Origin of the sequence: Pseudonocardia sp. HH130630-07, from assembly GCF_001698125.1 — a bacterium.
Taxonomy (GTDB): Bacteria; Actinomycetota; Actinomycetes; order Mycobacteriales; family Pseudonocardiaceae; genus Pseudonocardia.
In genome coordinates, this window is record NZ_CP013854.1 from 2,061,753 (window position 1) to 2,075,867 (window position 14,115).

At 72.8% G+C, this 14,115-nt stretch carries 17 protein-coding genes and 2 tRNA genes; 4 read left to right on the forward strand and 15 right to left on the reverse strand.

The features are described from left to right. Positions 1 to 5: 5 nt before the first annotated feature. The 10 genes from AFB00_RS33100 to AFB00_RS09980 all read right to left on the reverse strand — a co-directional run bounded on the left by AFB00_RS33100 (position 6) and on the right by AFB00_RS09980 (position 6,323). Positions 6 to 170, reverse strand: coding sequence for a hypothetical protein (locus AFB00_RS33100; protein ID WP_156819474.1), 165 nt, complete (start codon positions 168 to 170; stop codon positions 6 to 8). Further along, a complete protein-coding gene (locus AFB00_RS09940) occupies positions 167 to 826 on the reverse strand; it encodes a hypothetical protein (RefSeq protein WP_068800170.1) in 660 nt (219 codons plus the stop codon). The genes AFB00_RS33100 and AFB00_RS09940 overlap by 4 nt, the downstream gene beginning before the upstream one ends. Beyond that, positions 826 to 1,716: a hypothetical protein gene (locus AFB00_RS09945; RefSeq protein ID WP_068796991.1), complete on the reverse strand. Its 891-nt coding sequence runs from the start codon at positions 1,714 to 1,716 to the stop codon at positions 826 to 828. The genes AFB00_RS09940 and AFB00_RS09945 overlap by 1 nt, the downstream gene beginning before the upstream one ends. After that, complete coding sequence (locus AFB00_RS09950; protein ID WP_068796992.1) at positions 1,713 to 3,659, reverse strand: type IV secretory system conjugative DNA transfer family protein; 1,947 nt, start codon at positions 3,657 to 3,659, stop codon at positions 1,713 to 1,715. The genes AFB00_RS09945 and AFB00_RS09950 overlap by 4 nt, the downstream gene beginning before the upstream one ends. Beyond that, positions 3,659 to 4,198 (reverse strand): hypothetical protein, encoded by a 540-nt coding sequence (locus AFB00_RS09955; protein ID WP_068796993.1) that lies wholly within the window; start codon positions 4,196 to 4,198, stop codon positions 3,659 to 3,661. The genes AFB00_RS09950 and AFB00_RS09955 overlap by 1 nt, the downstream gene beginning before the upstream one ends. Beyond that, positions 4,198 to 4,668, reverse strand: a complete 471-nt coding sequence (locus AFB00_RS36140; protein WP_442965851.1) for a WhiB family transcriptional regulator — start codon at positions 4,666 to 4,668, stop codon at positions 4,198 to 4,200. Before AFB00_RS36140 ends, AFB00_RS09955 begins: the two co-directional genes overlap by 1 nt. Positions 4,669 to 4,769: 101 nt before the next feature. Next, entirely contained in the window at positions 4,770 to 5,156 is a 387-nt protein-coding gene (locus tag AFB00_RS33105; RefSeq protein ID WP_068796995.1) for a hypothetical protein, read from the reverse strand. Beyond that, on the reverse strand, positions 5,153 to 5,455 hold the full coding sequence (locus AFB00_RS09970; protein WP_068796996.1) for a hypothetical protein: 303 nt from the start codon (positions 5,453 to 5,455) through the stop codon (positions 5,153 to 5,155). Before AFB00_RS09970 ends, AFB00_RS33105 begins: the two co-directional genes overlap by 4 nt. A gap of 293 nt (positions 5,456 to 5,748) precedes the next feature. Next, positions 5,749 to 5,988, reverse strand: coding sequence for a hypothetical protein (locus AFB00_RS09975; protein WP_068796997.1), 240 nt, complete (start codon positions 5,986 to 5,988; stop codon positions 5,749 to 5,751). Next, complete coding sequence (locus AFB00_RS09980; protein WP_068796998.1) at positions 5,988 to 6,323, reverse strand: helix-turn-helix domain-containing protein; 336 nt, start codon at positions 6,321 to 6,323, stop codon at positions 5,988 to 5,990. The genes AFB00_RS09975 and AFB00_RS09980 overlap by 1 nt, the downstream gene beginning before the upstream one ends. A 162-nt stretch (positions 6,324 to 6,485) precedes the next feature. Between AFB00_RS09980 and AFB00_RS09985 the strand changes: the two genes are divergently transcribed. The 4 genes from AFB00_RS09985 to AFB00_RS10000 all read left to right on the forward strand — a co-directional run bounded on the left by AFB00_RS09985 (position 6,486) and on the right by AFB00_RS10000 (position 9,342). Continuing rightward, positions 6,486 to 6,821: a helix-turn-helix domain-containing protein gene (locus AFB00_RS09985; protein WP_068796999.1), complete on the forward strand. Its 336-nt coding sequence runs from the start codon at positions 6,486 to 6,488 to the stop codon at positions 6,819 to 6,821. 143 nt (positions 6,822 to 6,964) lie between these two features. Then, entirely contained in the window at positions 6,965 to 7,552 is a 588-nt protein-coding gene (locus tag AFB00_RS09990) for a hypothetical protein (protein ID WP_068797000.1), read from the forward strand. A gap of 169 nt (positions 7,553 to 7,721) precedes the next feature. Continuing rightward, on the forward strand, positions 7,722 to 8,495 hold the full coding sequence (locus AFB00_RS09995; RefSeq protein ID WP_068800171.1) for an HARBI1 family protein: 774 nt from the start codon (positions 7,722 to 7,724) through the stop codon (positions 8,493 to 8,495). Positions 8,496 to 8,526: 31 nt separating this feature from the next. Then, a complete protein-coding gene (locus AFB00_RS10000; protein WP_068797001.1) occupies positions 8,527 to 9,342 on the forward strand; it encodes a hypothetical protein in 816 nt (271 codons plus the stop codon). Between the two features lie 12 nt (positions 9,343 to 9,354). Here AFB00_RS10000 and AFB00_RS10005 read toward each other — a convergent pair whose 3' ends face one another. From AFB00_RS10005 to AFB00_RS10025, 5 genes are all read right to left on the reverse strand, one after another. After that, positions 9,355 to 10,266 (reverse strand): aminoglycoside phosphotransferase family protein, encoded by a 912-nt coding sequence (locus AFB00_RS10005; protein ID WP_068797002.1) that lies wholly within the window; start codon positions 10,264 to 10,266, stop codon positions 9,355 to 9,357. A 45-nt stretch (positions 10,267 to 10,311) separates the two neighbouring features. After that, positions 10,312 to 11,637: a site-specific integrase gene (locus AFB00_RS10010; protein ID WP_068797003.1), complete on the reverse strand. Its 1,326-nt coding sequence runs from the start codon at positions 11,635 to 11,637 to the stop codon at positions 10,312 to 10,314. Positions 11,638 to 11,748: 111 nt separating this feature from the next. Then, positions 11,749 to 11,824, reverse strand: a tRNA-Arg gene (locus AFB00_RS10015). A gap of 56 nt (positions 11,825 to 11,880) precedes the next feature. Beyond that, positions 11,881 to 11,970, reverse strand: a tRNA-Ser gene (locus tag AFB00_RS10020). Between the two features lie 110 nt (positions 11,971 to 12,080). Next, entirely contained in the window at positions 12,081 to 14,105 is a 2,025-nt protein-coding gene (locus AFB00_RS10025) for an acetoacetate--CoA ligase (protein WP_068797004.1), read from the reverse strand. Positions 14,106 to 14,115: the final 10 nt, after the last annotated feature.

The following is a 14,115-nucleotide window of genomic DNA, read 5'->3' on the forward strand; positions in this document are numbered from 1 at the left end:
AGCGGTTAGATCCACGCCACCCCGACCGGCACCCGGGCGGCCACGGCGACCTCGAACAGGCCGTGCGCCGTGGCGACCGCGGCGCCTATGGCGACGGCGAGGCCCGGGAGCCACACCGCGGCCCGGCCCCACCGCCCCGCACCGCTACTGCCGCTGCTGGTGGTGGTCATCCGAGCGCACCCCCAATCGGGCTCGCGGCTGGGGCGGGCTCGGGTGGGGCCTGGTCGCGGTGCTGCGCCCACCACCCGGTGATCGCGGGCGTGTGCTCCAGCCCGGGCACCGGCACCGGCGCCCCGCCCGGGGCCGACCAGCCGGGGCGGGTCTGGTGGGCCTCGATCGAGCACGACCCCGCGCTCTTGCGGATCCGGGCGGTCACGCCGGGGCGCTGGCGGTCGTGCCAGTCCCCCGCCGCGGCGACCGAGGCGTCGGGGCCCTGGTAGGCGGCGAGCCAGGCGTGCATCAACCAGAGGAGTTCCTCGACGACGTCGGGGTGCCACAGCCAGCACTCCGGCAGGACCGACGCCCCGTCGGGGTAGCGCAGGAACACCGCGCCGAGCCATGCGGTCAGCTCGTCGACCAGCCTGGCGACCTCGCCGGGGTCGGTGGGAGCGAGCAGCCACGACGGCGCCGGCGGCTTGGCCTTCCTGCCGATGACGCTCTTCAACGTGTCCGCGGTTCGTACTGCCATCTCGTCGAGCCGGTCCACCCGGGCGGTGAGCGGGTCCAGGCCGTCGACCCGGCGGCGCAGCACGTCGACCTCCCGGGCCAGACCGGCCACGACGACCTCGGCCCCGGCACCCTCGGGGGTCTGCGGGGGTGGGGGCATCACCGCTCCCACCCCGCCCCGTCCACGTCCGCCGCGGGGGCCCGCCCCTCGGGCGGCTCGTCGGCTGCCTCGGCGTAGTCGACTGCGTCGGCCTGGGTCTGACGGACCAGCTCGCAGACCCGTGCCATCTCGTCCTCGGTCAGCGGCCGGACCCCACCCTCGACCGCGTGGTCGGGGGTGAACCACAGCCCGCCCGCGAACGAGCCGGGGCCCTCGTCGAGCACCCGGTCCCGGTCACTGCGCTCGTCGGTGCCCACCTCCGCACACGGGTGGCCATCCTCGGGGGTGTTCACGCGGTCCTCCTCGTCGTTGTCCTGGTGCTCGGTGGTGGCGGGTCCGTGGTCGGGGCGCCGGTCGGTGCGGTGATCGAGCGCGGCGGCCTCGGCCGTCGCTTCGACGGCCAGGACGCGGGCGTCGTGCGCTGCGGTGGCCTCGCGGTGCGACCGCTCCCGCCCTTCACGGGCGACGGTCACCAGTCGGGGTTGCGGATCACAGGCAGTGGTGTTGGTCAGCTCGTCGAGGCCGACCTGGTGGGCGCGGTAGCCCCACATCTCCACGTCGGAGTGCAGCCCGGCCAGCCGGGCCCGCTCGGTGATCGCCGACGTCCCACGCGCCTGACGAATCGCCGCGATCGTGGTGGCGTCGGCCCGGGCGCGGGCGGCAGCGACAGTCTCGCCGTGGGTGAAGTCGACCCAGCCGAAGCGGGCGCGGGCGTCGTCGAGATCGAACTCGTCAAGCCGCCACCCCGACGACGGCCGACCGTGCACACCGGTGGCGTCGCGCAGGTAGGAGGCGATGACCTGCTCAGCGTCGGCCCGCCCGCCCGGCAGCTCGGCCGCGAAGCGATCGACCGCCTGGGCCGGGGTCCACAGCTCGTAGCGGTCGCTCATCGCTGCCACCGCCCGTCACCGTCGACCGGCCGGGCCGGGCCCGCCGCCCCGCCGGGACCGTCTCCCGGTGTCGGCTCATGCAGCGCGGTCGCCTCGACCGCCTGGTCGACGTTGTCGCCGCCACCGCGGATCGCGCGCAGCTCGCCGAACATCCGGTTCGACGACCGCACCCGCTCCAACGCCTCCCCGAACCGGATAGGCCACCGCGCCGCGAGCACGACCAGAGCTCGTTCGAGCTGGGCATCGAGCCACACCCGGACCACCTCGTTGCGCCGGTGACGACGGGACTCGGCCTCGACCCGGCGCATCAGCCGCGCCCGACGCCGGACGTCCGGGCGCTTCCAGGCCATGCGGGCCCGGCCGATCACCGGGGCGATCCCGCGCCGGATGACCACGACCCGCCCGGCGGGCAGGTTCGCGATCTGCGCCGGGGCGAGCACCGGCACCTTCCGCACCGACCTCGACGCGACCCGGCCGTGCTCGTCGGTCGTCGACACGCGCTCGTCGCGCTCGCCCGCGAGGGTCGACCAGAACTCCAGGTCCGCCTTGTCCCGCGTCCCACCGAAGATCATCACCGCGGCGGTGTTGTTCAGGATCGTCGCCGCCTTGTGCTCACCCCAGCGGGCCAGGAGCTGGGCGCGGGACTGGAACGCGCACAGGATCGTCACTCCCCGACCGCCCATGTCCGCGGTCCAGGACTCCAGCGGGACCGGGCTGATCAGGGCGGCCTCGTCGAGGAACAGCCCAAGCGGCGGGTCCAGCCGCCCCTTCGGCTGGCCTGCGGCGAGTCGTCGGGCCTCGCGGGCGATGTGGCCCGTGAGGGCGCAGACCAGGGGTGCGGTCTGGGCTTCTTCGGCGCCGAGCAGGAACACCGTCGCCCGCTCGTCGAGGAGGCGGGCGACGTCGAACCCTGCGCCGGGCTCGGCCGCCGCGGCCGCGGCGGGGTGGGTGAGCCAGCCGAGGGCGGGCATCACCGAGGAGGTGATCGAGGAGCGGGTGCGTTCGTTGGTGGTGATGAACTGCATGGCGTCCTGTTCGAACGCGGTCACCCCGGAGCGGCGCAGCAGCGCGGGGACCTCGCGGCCGGCGGCGTCGGGGTCGGCGACCCACCCGAGCACATCGGCCATCCGCCGACCGCCGAGAGCGGCGGCGTGCAACAGCGCGGCCAGCACGCGGCGGGCCTGACCGTCCCAGAACTCCCGATCCCCACCACTGCCAGAGGCGACGGCGGCGAGCATGTCCGTCGCCCGCTCGGTCGCAGTCACCGGATCCGAGCAGCCGGTCAGCGGATCGAACGTTATCGTGCTGGCCCGTGCCCCGAGGCCGGCCGGGTTGAACACGAACACCTCACCCCGGTCCTGACGGCGCAGCGGCGCGCAGAGGTCGAGCAGGTCGGTGCGGGTGGAGGTGACCAGGGCGGCGCCGGGGGCGTCGAGGACGCGCCCGGCGAGCCAGCCTGTCTTGCCGGTGCGGGGGCCGCCGACGACGATCACGACGTCCTCGACCAGCGCCCACACCCGCAACGCCCCGGTCCGGCACAGCTCCACCGCGGCCTCGGTGGTCGCGAGGCGCCACCTCTGGAGCCGGGGCAGCCCGGCCAGCGACGGGCGGACGGTACCGATCCGGCGACGCACCGCGAGAGTCCCGGCATGCCGGACGATGTCCAACGACGACGCCACACCGACCTTGCGGCGCGAGCGCGACGCCCACCGCGACACCGTCGCCGACGAGCGAGCCCAGCGATGCCACACGATCACCACAGCCAGCCCGGCAACAGCGACCAGGGCGGGCCACGAGAGGGCGGTGACGATCGTCGCGGCCGGGAGCAGGGCGATCGCGGCGAGGCCGGCGGCCAGGCCGCGGGCCCCGCGGGACCAGGCCAGCAGGGCGCCCCCGGCGAACACGGCGAGGACGAGACTGGTGGAGCTGAACAGGATGCTCATCAGTCGTCCCACCCCGTCCGCTCGGCCCAGGCCGCGATGTCGGCCTGGTGCCGGGCGCAGGTGTCGGCGTGGCCGGTCTCGTTGTCGGTCGGGTGGGACTCGAACGGGCCGTCGTCGGTGACCTGCTCGCCGCAGGTCGTGCAGCGCCAGAACGCCGACGGCGTCCGGAACGACCGGATCCCGTCGCGCTCCGGGTCGGGGACCCGGCCGCAGACCAGCCAGTCGAACGCCGCCTCCCCCACCGGCACCTCGCCGGTCGGCAGGCTGAGGACCGCGCCGATCTCGTCCCACGACCGCCCGGCCGCGCGAGCGGAGCGGGCGTAGTCGTAGAGCTGAGCCTCCGCGACGCTGCGCATCAGCAGCGCGGCCCGGACACCGGCCAGCGGGTCGTCGAGCTTGCGGTCGGTGAACACCGTGAACCCGGGGATCGGGACCTCGGTCTCGGTCGTGCCGAACACCTCGACCGCGATCCGGCGGACCAGCTCCCGGATCCGACCGGCGGCCTGCCCGGACTCCGACACCCTGAACGGCTCGCTCATCACCGACCACCTCCGGCGGGGATCGCGAGGGCGGCGGCCCAGCGGTCGACGGTCCGGCGGGTGACGCCCAGGGCGCGGGCGATGTCTCCGCGGTCGGCCCCGGCGGTGAGCGCCGTGTGGCCGGCGGCGATGACCGGGGCTCGGTCGGTGCGCAGCGACGGGCCGGGCACCACGGCCGGGACTTCGGCGCGACCGGGACGGCGGGGCATCGCCTGGCGGGCGCGGCGGCGCTCGTCCTCGGTCAGCCCACCGGCGATCTCGTGCGGCTGCTCGACGATCGCCCACGCCCGGCACGCGTCCAGGACCGGGCACACTCGGCACACCGACAGCGCCCGCCGCTCCGCCGCCAGCAGGGCGGCACCGTCGATCGGGGTCGGGAAGAACAGCTCCGGGTCGACGTCGCGGCACGCCGCACCGGCACGCCAGTCCAGCTCCTCGCCCACGTTGGGCGTCGGGTCTACGGTGGACATCTCTCCTACCTCCTGTTGGTTGGTGAGAACGGCCCGGCGGTCGTGTTCCGCCAAGATCCCGTCGCCGGGCCGTCCCAACTGCTGCTTGCTGCTCGCTCCGATCACTGCGGCTGCCCCCGCTCCGGGGCCCGGGTCGGGGCCGCGAACAGCCCCGGCAGGCCGTCCTCGATTCGGCGCTGCTCGTGCCGGTCGGCCGCGGTGTCGCGGCCGGTGCGGGCGCCGGGGATCACGTCGGCCAGGTGCGCGAGCCGGACCGGCAGCGGCCGGTTGTCGAGCAGGCACACCGCGACCTGACGCGAGGGGCACTCCTGGCGGCGCAGTACCGGCCACCCGCACGCCGGGCACCGACCTGCGCCCGGCACGTAGTGCTCGACCACCACCTGCAACCGGTCCGTCCGCCCGGTCGGGCGCAGCAACCGCGGGTCCAGGTCCTCGGGGCCGGCGACCCGCTCGGGGACCGTCCACTCCGGTGAGGGGCGGGCGGTCACGCCGACCGCCCGCGGGTCTCGTCCAGGGCCGCGGTCGCTCCGGCGGCGGTGAGGCCGTAGCGCAGCGACGCCGCCTCGACCGGCTCCGGCACCCGCCCGAACCCGTCCGGGCACAGCACCGACCCGTCCAGGTGGGAGAACTCCGGGCAGCGGCCCGCGCGGGCGGACCAGCCCGATGGCGGGGCGTCGACCACCGGGCCGGTACAGCCCGGGCACACCAGGTCGGTCACGTCGACCAGGTCGACGGGGTCGTCGGCCAGGTCCACGACGGGCGGGCCGGGCAGGAAGATCGCGGTCATGCTGGCCTCCAGAAGGGGTGAGGAGGGTCGGCCGGTCCGGCCCACCGGTGGCGGCGTCCCGTCCGCCACCGCGCCGTCAGGCGCGCACTGCCTCCGAGGCTCGGACTCAAGGGCCGACCGAAGGTCGGTCGCGCAGCGACGCGCAGCGCCAGCGGAGCGCCCTTGAATCTGAGTGAGGCCGGGCCAAACTCGGGCCGGACGGCCCTCCGCCCCGCCGAAGGCGGGACCCTCCGGGCTCTCGGCCCGCCCGGCCGTGAGGGCGAGGTCTCCCGCTCCGGGCTCAGCGGCCGGGGTCACGACCCGGCCCCCGCGGACCCGGGGTCGGGCGTACCGTTCAGCGCGGGGGTGGCGGCCTGGTCGAACGCCGAGATGAACGTGCCGATCGCGTCCGGCAGACCGGCCCCGACCGGCGTGGCGATGAACAGCACCAACGCGACCAGGGAGAACGCCACCGCGCCGCCAGCCACCCGCGCCTTCGCGCAGATCACCGCACCGGCGACCATGAACAGGATCAGCACCCCGACGCTGCCCATCAGGACTCCCCGCCCACGATCGAGACGTCCGCGGCCGCGATCCGGGCGAGTGCGGTGACCTGGTCGTGCCGCCACTGCTCGGTCCAGGAGCCGAGGTCGATGCAGCGCCCGGTCGTGAGGATGTCGGCCACCAGACGCTCCAGGACCGCTCCGGGGACCACGTAGCGCCCACCGATCTTGAGTCCGGGAAAGGTCCCCCGCCGCAGGTGCCGGTACAGCGTCGACTCGTCGAGCCGGAGCATCGCCGCGGTCTCCGCCGCGGTGTAGAAGGCGGGCCTGCTCACCGTCGCGTCGGCGGCCGGAACCTCCGCCGTCGAGGTCTTCGTCGTATCCACTCGTGCCTCCCCTGTCGTGGCCTGCCAGCCGATCCAGCAGTGCCAATTTTACGCTCATATTGAGCGTAAATTGATAGTTGGTCAACACGGCTTCGCGCGTGAAGTGCGCGCGGTACCGCGCTCTCGCTACGCTCGCCGCACCTCGACAAGGCGGGAGCGCACGTGAATCAGGACTGGTCCGCGGTGTCGGACGCGATCAAGGTCCGCCTCGACGAGCGAGGCATGACGATGACCGATCTCGCGTCGAAGTCGGGGGTCTCGCTGACAACCGTCCGCGAGCTGGTGCACGTCCTGAACACCCGTCGCCGCCAGCCCAGGACGCTGGTCGCCCTCTCCGTGGCGCTCGGATGGCCTGCGGACCACCTCGGCACCGTGCTCCGCGGCGGCCGGACCGGCGAGGATCTCCGGCACGACGACTCCGTGGACGTTCGAGGGGAACTCCGAGACCTCCGACGCCGGGTCGAGGCCCTCGAACGCGCCGTCGACATGAAGTCCTGACTCGTTCATCCCGCTCACCTCCCGGAGCTGCCGCGTCGGTTGTCCTGACAGGAACCAGAGTGGATTTCCGGATTCACCCGCGACAGGGCGCAGTGGGGGCACACTCGGTCAGACGGCGCACTGATCCGGGGGGTGACCGGCGCGTGGCGAACGAGCGGCTGTCCTCGTTGCTGATCGAGGCGGGGTTCCTCGACCGTGCCGGGACGATCGGCCGGAAGCGGTTCGCCCGCGCCGTCAGCGAGTCACCAGCCGCGCGGGCCGCCGGCCGGAGCTACTCCCACACCTATGTGAGCCGGTGGATCGCCGGGACCGTTCCTCGTGACGACGCCACGCGGACGGCGATCGCGCAGGCGGTGGGCGCCGCACTCGGACGCACGGTCGCGCTCGACGAGCTCGGATTCCGCCGGCCGACGACGTCGGACCCGCAGGCAGGCCTCGCCTACCCCGGCTCGGCGGAGGACGGGGTCGTGGCGACCGCGCAGCTCCTCGACGCGGATCTCGCGAGCGCGCCCGTGGTGCTCGGGGCGCCGACGAACGTCGCGGCCTGGAACGAGGCGTCGGTCTCCTGGCTGGTGGGGTCACAGTCGCCGGTCGGCGATCGCGCGGAGGGTCCATCGCGCATCGGGCTGTCCGACGTTCAACGGCTCCGGACGATGCGCGAGACCTTCGACCGTCTGGACAGCACGTTCGGCGGCGCGCACGCCCGGAACTCACTGAGCCTTTCCCAGTAGTGGGGAGCGGCTGGCGGCGACACGCCGTGACGTGGAGGTGCTCAACGAGGGGGCGGGACCCCAGTAGAAGAGGTCGGTCCGCTCAAAGATCGACTCACCACCGAGGTCCCGCGTGCCCGATCCTGTCACCTACACCGCCGTGCTCCCGATCGGGGAGCCCACCGCGTCCATGTTGTCGCGGCTGTTGGCCGAGGAACGCCTCCGGCGCGGGACCCGGCGCGGGCGCCGCGCGCTGGACTGTGACCGCCACGCGGTGCTGGTGCTGCGCTGGTTCCTCGACGCCACCCGGGTCGCCCAGCTCGCCGCCGACAACCAGCTGAGCCTGTCGAGTACCTACCGCTACCTGCACGAAGGCATCGACGTTCTGGCCGCCGCCGCGCCTGGACTGCCCGGCGCGCTGCTCGCGGCCCGCACCGCCGGGCACACCCACGTTCACCTCGACGGCACCGTGATCCACACTGACCGCTCCCGCACTCCCGGACCGACCCCGGGAGTGGATCTGTGGTGGTCGGGCAAGCACCACGTCCACGGCGGGAACGTTCAGGTCCTCACCGCGCCTGACGGGTGGCCGTTGTGGACATCCCCGGTGCGCCCGGGCCGCGAGCACGACACCACCTGCGCCCGCGGCCACCCCGGCCTGCTCGACGCGATCGAGGACTGGACCGACGACACCCACGTCGTGCTCGCCGACCTCGGCTACGACGGTGAGAACACCCGCCTGACCTGCCCGTTCAAGACCCCCACCGGCGGTGGGCTGTCGGAGGACAAGCGCACCGTCAACACGCTGCACTCCGCCGTCAGGGCTGTGGCCGAACGCGGGAACTCCCTGCTCAAGACCACCTTCAAGGCGCTGCGTCGGGTCAGCTTCTGCCCCTGGCGGATCGGCGCGATCACCGCCGCCGCGCTCGTTCTCCTCCACGTCGAGCACGACCGAACCACATGATCAACCAGCACCTACTGGGAAAGGCTCACTGGTGCAGTACCTCCGCACGGAGCTGCCGCTGCTCCTTCGGGCCGCGGGCACCGCAGACGTGCGGCGCGCCCTGTTCGCAGCCGCCGGCGAATCGACACAACTGGCCGCGTGGATGGCGTACGACGCCGGGCTCCACGGACTCGCGCAACGCTATTTCATCCAGGCACTCGGACTTGCGGACGCCGGAGAGGATCGTCTGCTCGCGGCGAGCATTCTGGACGCGATGAGCCACCAGGCGAGTTTCCTCGGTCGCTATCGCGAGGCCGCGAACATGGCTCGGGCCGCTCGCCTCGGGACCGACTCGATCGGAATTCCGATCCTCACCTCGCATTTCCACATCATGGAGGCCCGGGCACTGGCGCGGATCGGTGACGCCGACGCGTGCGATCGCGCGATGGGATCAGCGGTACAGCATTTCGAGCGGCACCGGGCCGGGGACGGGCCCGCCTGGATCGGCTATTTCGACCAGGCCGAGATGGCAGCGGAGATGGCGCACTGCCACCGCGATCTCGGCCGCGCCGATGTCGCGGTGGAGCACGCGCAGCGAGCGCTCACGTCGGCGTCCGGCGAGTACGTCAGGAGCGACTTCTTCGTGGCGATGGTGCTCGCCGACTCCTTGATCGACCGAGGCGACCTCGACGAGGGGTGCCGTGTCGCGGCGGACGCCCTGGAGGTCGGCGGGAGACTCCGGTCGGCACGGTGCAGCAGCTATGTGGATGAATTCAGGGAACGGCTGGTCCGGCACCGGCGCAGCACGGCGGTGCGGACCTTCGTCGACTCCGCCCGAAACTCTCGGCTCTGGCGGCCGTCGGGATGACGGTCCGTGTGATCAGTACGCTCCCCAGTCCGTTCGGGGAGCGCCGTTTCGAATGTCGGAGATCCGGCGACCGGCCTCGCGTGCAGTCGCCTGGGATTCCGTAGCCTTCTTGCTCAGCCACGAGGTCATCGCGATCTCGCGCATGTCGGCCAAACACTCGAAACCGGACCATTGTGTGACGTCGTAGCCGTAGATACGGACGAAGTCCGCGTACTCGGAGCGGCTGTGCCAGCCGAGACGCGTCGCGAACAACGCCGTCTGAATCAGGTCCCACTCGCGCGGTCCGGTGGCGAAACTGTCGAGATCGATCAGCACCGGATGTCCGGCGGTGTCGACGAGCACGTTTCCCACGTTCGCGTCCCCGTGAATGGCTCCGTGCGGCAGTTCGAACGGCAACCGTGGAAATGCATCGCGCGCCCGCTCGATCCGTTCTCGGAGGAAGCAGGCGTCGTCCGGAGCGAGCCCCGGGAAATCGGGCAGGTCGGCCCCGGCCAGCCCGAACGGTTTGATCTCCGGGAGGTCGAGGTCGTCGGGCGTCGGGAGCTGGTGGAGTCGGCGGATGACGGCGGCGACGTCACCGATCGGCGCGTACGTCGTTCCCGGGGCGACGGACTCCCAGAAGGTGACGGCGCAGCCGTCGACCTCGACCGGCTGCTCGACGTCGACCGCGCGAGTCGCCGGGAACCGTTCCGCCGCCAGCCAGCGGGCGACCCGGATCTGTTTCTCCGCGGTGGCGAGCGGTGCCGACGGCGACGCGACCCGCGCGATGAGGTCACCGGCTATCCGGAACACGGCGTTGGAGCCGATCCTGATCAGCTCGACAGGGCCACGCGGCAGGTCGGCCCGGTCGACGGCCTCGGCCAGAACGCGGCGGGCGAGCGGTTCGGTGAACGACGACGGGGCGCCCGTCGCGAGGTCTGCCATGCCGTCGTCTCCGCTTCGGCCGGACCGGATCGGTTCAGCCCAAGCCTACGCAGGCTCTGCGACATCGCCAGCGCTGCGCTGCGGCCTGCGGACCACCGGCATCCGGCCGCCGATCACGCCGGCCGCACCCTCGTCCGCGGCCGTGACCCATGCTGCGTAGTGCCGCAGGGTGGTGGTGCCGTCGCCGTGACCGAGCCGTCCGGCGACGGTGCGGAGATCGACGCCCGCGGTCAGGAGTTCGGTCGCCGAGTAGTGGCGCAGCTCCTTCAACCCGGTGTCGATGTCGAGCTTGGCGACCAGCCGCGCGTACCGCCGGGTGAGCGACGACGGGTCGCGGGGACGGCGCATGTCCGGCGTCGCCGAGAACAGCCATGTCCGGTCGGTCACGGTCAGCCCGAGCAGGGCGAGCCGTTCCGCGCACTCCGCGCGGTGCTGGCGGAGCAGCTCGACGGTGGGCGGGTCGATCGAGACCCGGCGCATCTGGTGGGTCTTCGTGTCCTTGACGACCATCCCGCCGGGGACCCGGACGTAGTTCTCGTCCAGGCGGACGACGCCCGCGGTCAGGTCGATGTCCTCCCACTGGAGTGCGACGACCTCGCCCCGGCGGGCTCCGAGCACCGCGGACAGCCAGACGTAGAGGCCCCACTCCGCAGCCGCGTCCCAGGCCGCCTCGACGATGCGGGCCATCTGCGCGCTCGTCGGCGGGCGCGGCTGCGGCCTCGCCTTCGACGGTGGCCGTACCGACGGCATGGGGTTGAAGGCGATCCAGCCCCAGCGCACCGCGGCGCTGCACGCCCCGGAGAGGATCGCGTGGATCGACCGCACACTCGACGCCGCGTAGGGCTTGCACACGTGTCGCTTGCAGCCCGCGACCACGCAGTCGTGCGGGCCCTCCGCCGCGTGTTTCTCGACGAACGGCCGGCCGTTGCACAGTGCTCGGCACCTCCGCAGGCGGCTGTAGAGCGTCTCCAGGCGCTGCGAGGCCTCCCGGACGAACAGCACCAGCGGGACGTCACCGAGGTTCGGGAGGATGTACATCCGGATCTGGGACTCGTAGGTCATCCGGGTGGTGGCATCGATCTCGTGCTGCTGCATCCAGCGTTCGAGCAGCGCTCCGACGGTGGCCTTGGTGCGCGCGACCTTCAGTTCGTCCGCGTCTGCGAGGAGCCGGGTCCGGATCTTCTCGGCCTCGCGGTAGGCGGCCTTCTCCGCGCGGTCGCCGTCGCCCTCGATGTCGACGCTCTCGCACAACACGATCCGCTCGCCGGTCGACGGGTCCTCACCCGCCGACACACGGACCTCGTAGCACCGGGCCCGGCGGCGGATGCTGCCGCGCTGGCGCTTGACGGGGGAGTCGGATCGGCTGGCCACCTGGCGGAAGCTAGCAAGGTTCGTGGACCGGTCCGTGGACCGCGATCAACTTCCACCGACGAAAAAAGATCCGGCCCTGACCGTTGTCCCTGGTCAGAGCCGGATCTCGAGTGGTGCGCCCGAAGGGATTCGAACCCCTAACCTTCTGATCCGTAGTCAGATGCTCTATCCGTTGAGCTACGGGCGCTCGTCGATATTCTCTTGTGTCGACCCGCCGGACCGTTCAGGCCCGTCGTGCCGGCGCGGAGGCTCCGGGATTTGAACCCGGGATGGGGGGTTACCCCAAACCGCATTAGCAGTGCGGCGCCATAGACCAGACTAGGCGAAGCCTCCCCGGTGCCTCACGGCCACCAGCGAGGAGAACATTACACGCCGCCGCCAGCGGGTTCCCACCGGGGTCCCCCGTCGGTGACGGGCCCGGTCACGCCGTGGATCGGCGCCGATCAGCGCCCCGCCAGCTCGATGAACGGGGTCAGCGCGTCCGGGTTCTGCAGCGCTCCGGCCGACACCGCCTTCTCCGGGTCGGCCCCGGAGAGGATCTTCTTGACGGGCACCTCGCACTTCTTGCCGTTCAGCGTCCGCGGCACCGCGTCGACCACCACGAACCGGTCCGGGACGTGCCGGGGCGAGAGCTCGGAGCGCAGCGCCGACCGCAGGGCGGGCTCGACGTCGGGCAGCTCCACCCCCTCGTCGAGCACGAGGAAGCACAGCAGCGCGCCCTCCTCCCGGGCCCCGAGCGCGGTGGTGTCGATCACCAGCGAGTCGGCGATCCCGTCCAGGCCCTCGACGACCGAGTAGAAGTCCGCCGTCCCCATCCGGACGCCGCCGCGGTTCAGCGTCGAGTCCGACCGCCCGTAGATCACGAACGAGTTCCGCGGGGTGCGCCGCACCCAGTCGCCGTGCCGCCACCGGCCCGGGAAGTCCTCGAAGTAGGACTCGCGCAGGCGGCTGCCGTCCGGGTCGTTCCAGAACATCACCGGCATCGACGGGGTCGGGCCGGTGATGACCAGCTCGCCGACGTCGTCGAGCAGGTCGGTGCCGTCCTCGCCGTAGGACCGGACGTCGGCACCCAGCGCCGCGCAGGACAGCTCCCCCAGCCACACCCCGACGGTCGGCGCGCTGGTCAGGAACGCCGCGCACACGTCGGTGCCGCCGGAGACCGAGCAGATCTGGATGTGCCGGCCCGCCGCGTCACCGATCCAGCGGAAGCCCTCGACCGAGAGCGGGGCGCCGGTGGAGCCGAGCGCCCGCATCTGCGACAGGTCGTGGTCGTCGCCGGGGCGCAGGCCGGCCTTCATGCAGGACTGGATGTAGGGCGCCGACACCCCGAACAGCGACACCCGGTGCTTCGCCGCGAGCGCCCACAGCGCGCCGAGGTCGGGGTGCCCGGGGCTGCCGTCGAACAGCACCACCGTCGCGCCGGCCAGCAGGCCGCCGACGAGGAAGTTCCACATCATCCAGCCGGTGGTGGTGAACCAGAAGAACCGGTCCCCCGGCCCCAGGCCGTGCTGCAGGCGCATCGCCTTCAGGTGCTCGACGACGATCCCGCCGTGCCCGTGCACGATGCCCTTCGGCAGCCCGGTGGTCCCCGAGGAGTAGAGGACCCACAGCGGGTGGTCGAACGGCACCGCGGTGAACTCCAGCGGGGCGGTGACGGCCGTGAACTCCGCCCACGACGTCGTCCCGTCCAGGCTCGCCCCGGGGTCCAGGTAGGGCACCAGGACGGTCTCGCGCAGCGACGGCATCTGCCGCTGCAGGCTCGCCACGTTCTCCCGGATGTCGTAGCCCTTGCCGTTGTAGCGGTACCCGTCCACGGTGATCAGGACGGCGGGCTCGATCTGGGCGAACCGGTCGTGCACCGCGCGGGCCCCGAAGTCCGGCGAGCAGGACGACCAGATCGCGCCCAGGCTGGCCGTGGCCAGGAACGCGACCAGGGTCTCCACCGAGTTCGGCGCCAGCGCCACGACCCGGTCACCGGCGCCGACCCCGGCCCGGACCAGCCCGGCGCGGGCCCGCGCGACCTCCTCGCGCAGCTCGGCGTGGGTGACGGTGCGCTCCAGCCCGTCCTCGCGGGCGAACTCGACGGCCACGTCGTCGTCGGCCCGGCCGGGGGCGGGGGTGAGCGCGTGCTCGGCGTAGTTCAGCGTCGCGCCCGGGAACCACCGGGCGCCGGGCATCTCCCGCGAGCCCAGGGTGGCCGTCGGGTGGTCGTGGAACAGCACCCCGCAGTACTCGGCGACGGCGGACCAAAAGCCCTCGGTGTCGGCGACCGACCAGGCGTGCAGCTGCTCGTAGTCGGTGACGTCGGTGACCGGGGCACCCCGCTCGTCGCGCACCCAGGTGGCGAAGGCCACGATCTCGCTCTGCGGGACCTGCTCCGGGTCCGGGCTCCACAGCAGCTCCGGGGCGCCGGGATCGCCCACGGCCGGCCCCGACTGCGCTGACGACCCTGGCTGCGCTGACGACATGCCCCCACCC

What these genes read in the sequence shown, in the direction of transcription:
- AFB00_RS33100 (WP_156819474.1), bottom strand. Translation starts at nt 170, where the DNA reads ATGACCACCACCAGCAGCGGCAGTAGCGGTGCGGGGCGGTGGGGCCGG.
- AFB00_RS09940 (WP_068800170.1), bottom strand. Translation starts at nt 826, where the DNA reads ATGCCCCCACCCCCGCAGACCCCCGAGGGTGCCGGGGCCGAGGTCGTC.
- AFB00_RS09945 (WP_068796991.1), bottom strand. Translation starts at nt 1,716, where the DNA reads ATGAGCGACCGCTACGAGCTGTGGACCCCGGCCCAGGCGGTCGATCGC.
- AFB00_RS09950 (WP_068796992.1), bottom strand. Translation starts at nt 3,659, where the DNA reads ATGAGCATCCTGTTCAGCTCCACCAGTCTCGTCCTCGCCGTGTTCGCC.
- AFB00_RS09955 (WP_068796993.1), bottom strand. Translation starts at nt 4,198, where the DNA reads ATGAGCGAGCCGTTCAGGGTGTCGGAGTCCGGGCAGGCCGCCGGTCGG.
- AFB00_RS36140 (WP_442965851.1), bottom strand. Translation starts at nt 4,668, where the DNA reads ATGTCCACCGTAGACCCGACGCCCAACGTGGGCGAGGAGCTGGACTGG.
- AFB00_RS09970 (WP_068796996.1), bottom strand. Translation starts at nt 5,455, where the DNA reads ATGACCGCGATCTTCCTGCCCGGCCCGCCCGTCGTGGACCTGGCCGAC.
- AFB00_RS09975 (WP_068796997.1), bottom strand. Translation starts at nt 5,988, where the DNA reads ATGGGCAGCGTCGGGGTGCTGATCCTGTTCATGGTCGCCGGTGCGGTG.
- AFB00_RS09995 (WP_068800171.1), top strand. Translation starts at nt 7,722, where the DNA reads ATGTTGTCGCGGCTGTTGGCCGAGGAACGCCTCCGGCGCGGGACCCGG.
- AFB00_RS10005 (WP_068797002.1), bottom strand. Translation starts at nt 10,266, where the DNA reads ATGGCAGACCTCGCGACGGGCGCCCCGTCGTCGTTCACCGAACCGCTC.
- AFB00_RS10025 (WP_068797004.1), bottom strand. Translation starts at nt 14,105, where the DNA reads ATGTCGTCAGCGCAGCCAGGGTCGTCAGCGCAGTCGGGGCCGGCCGTG.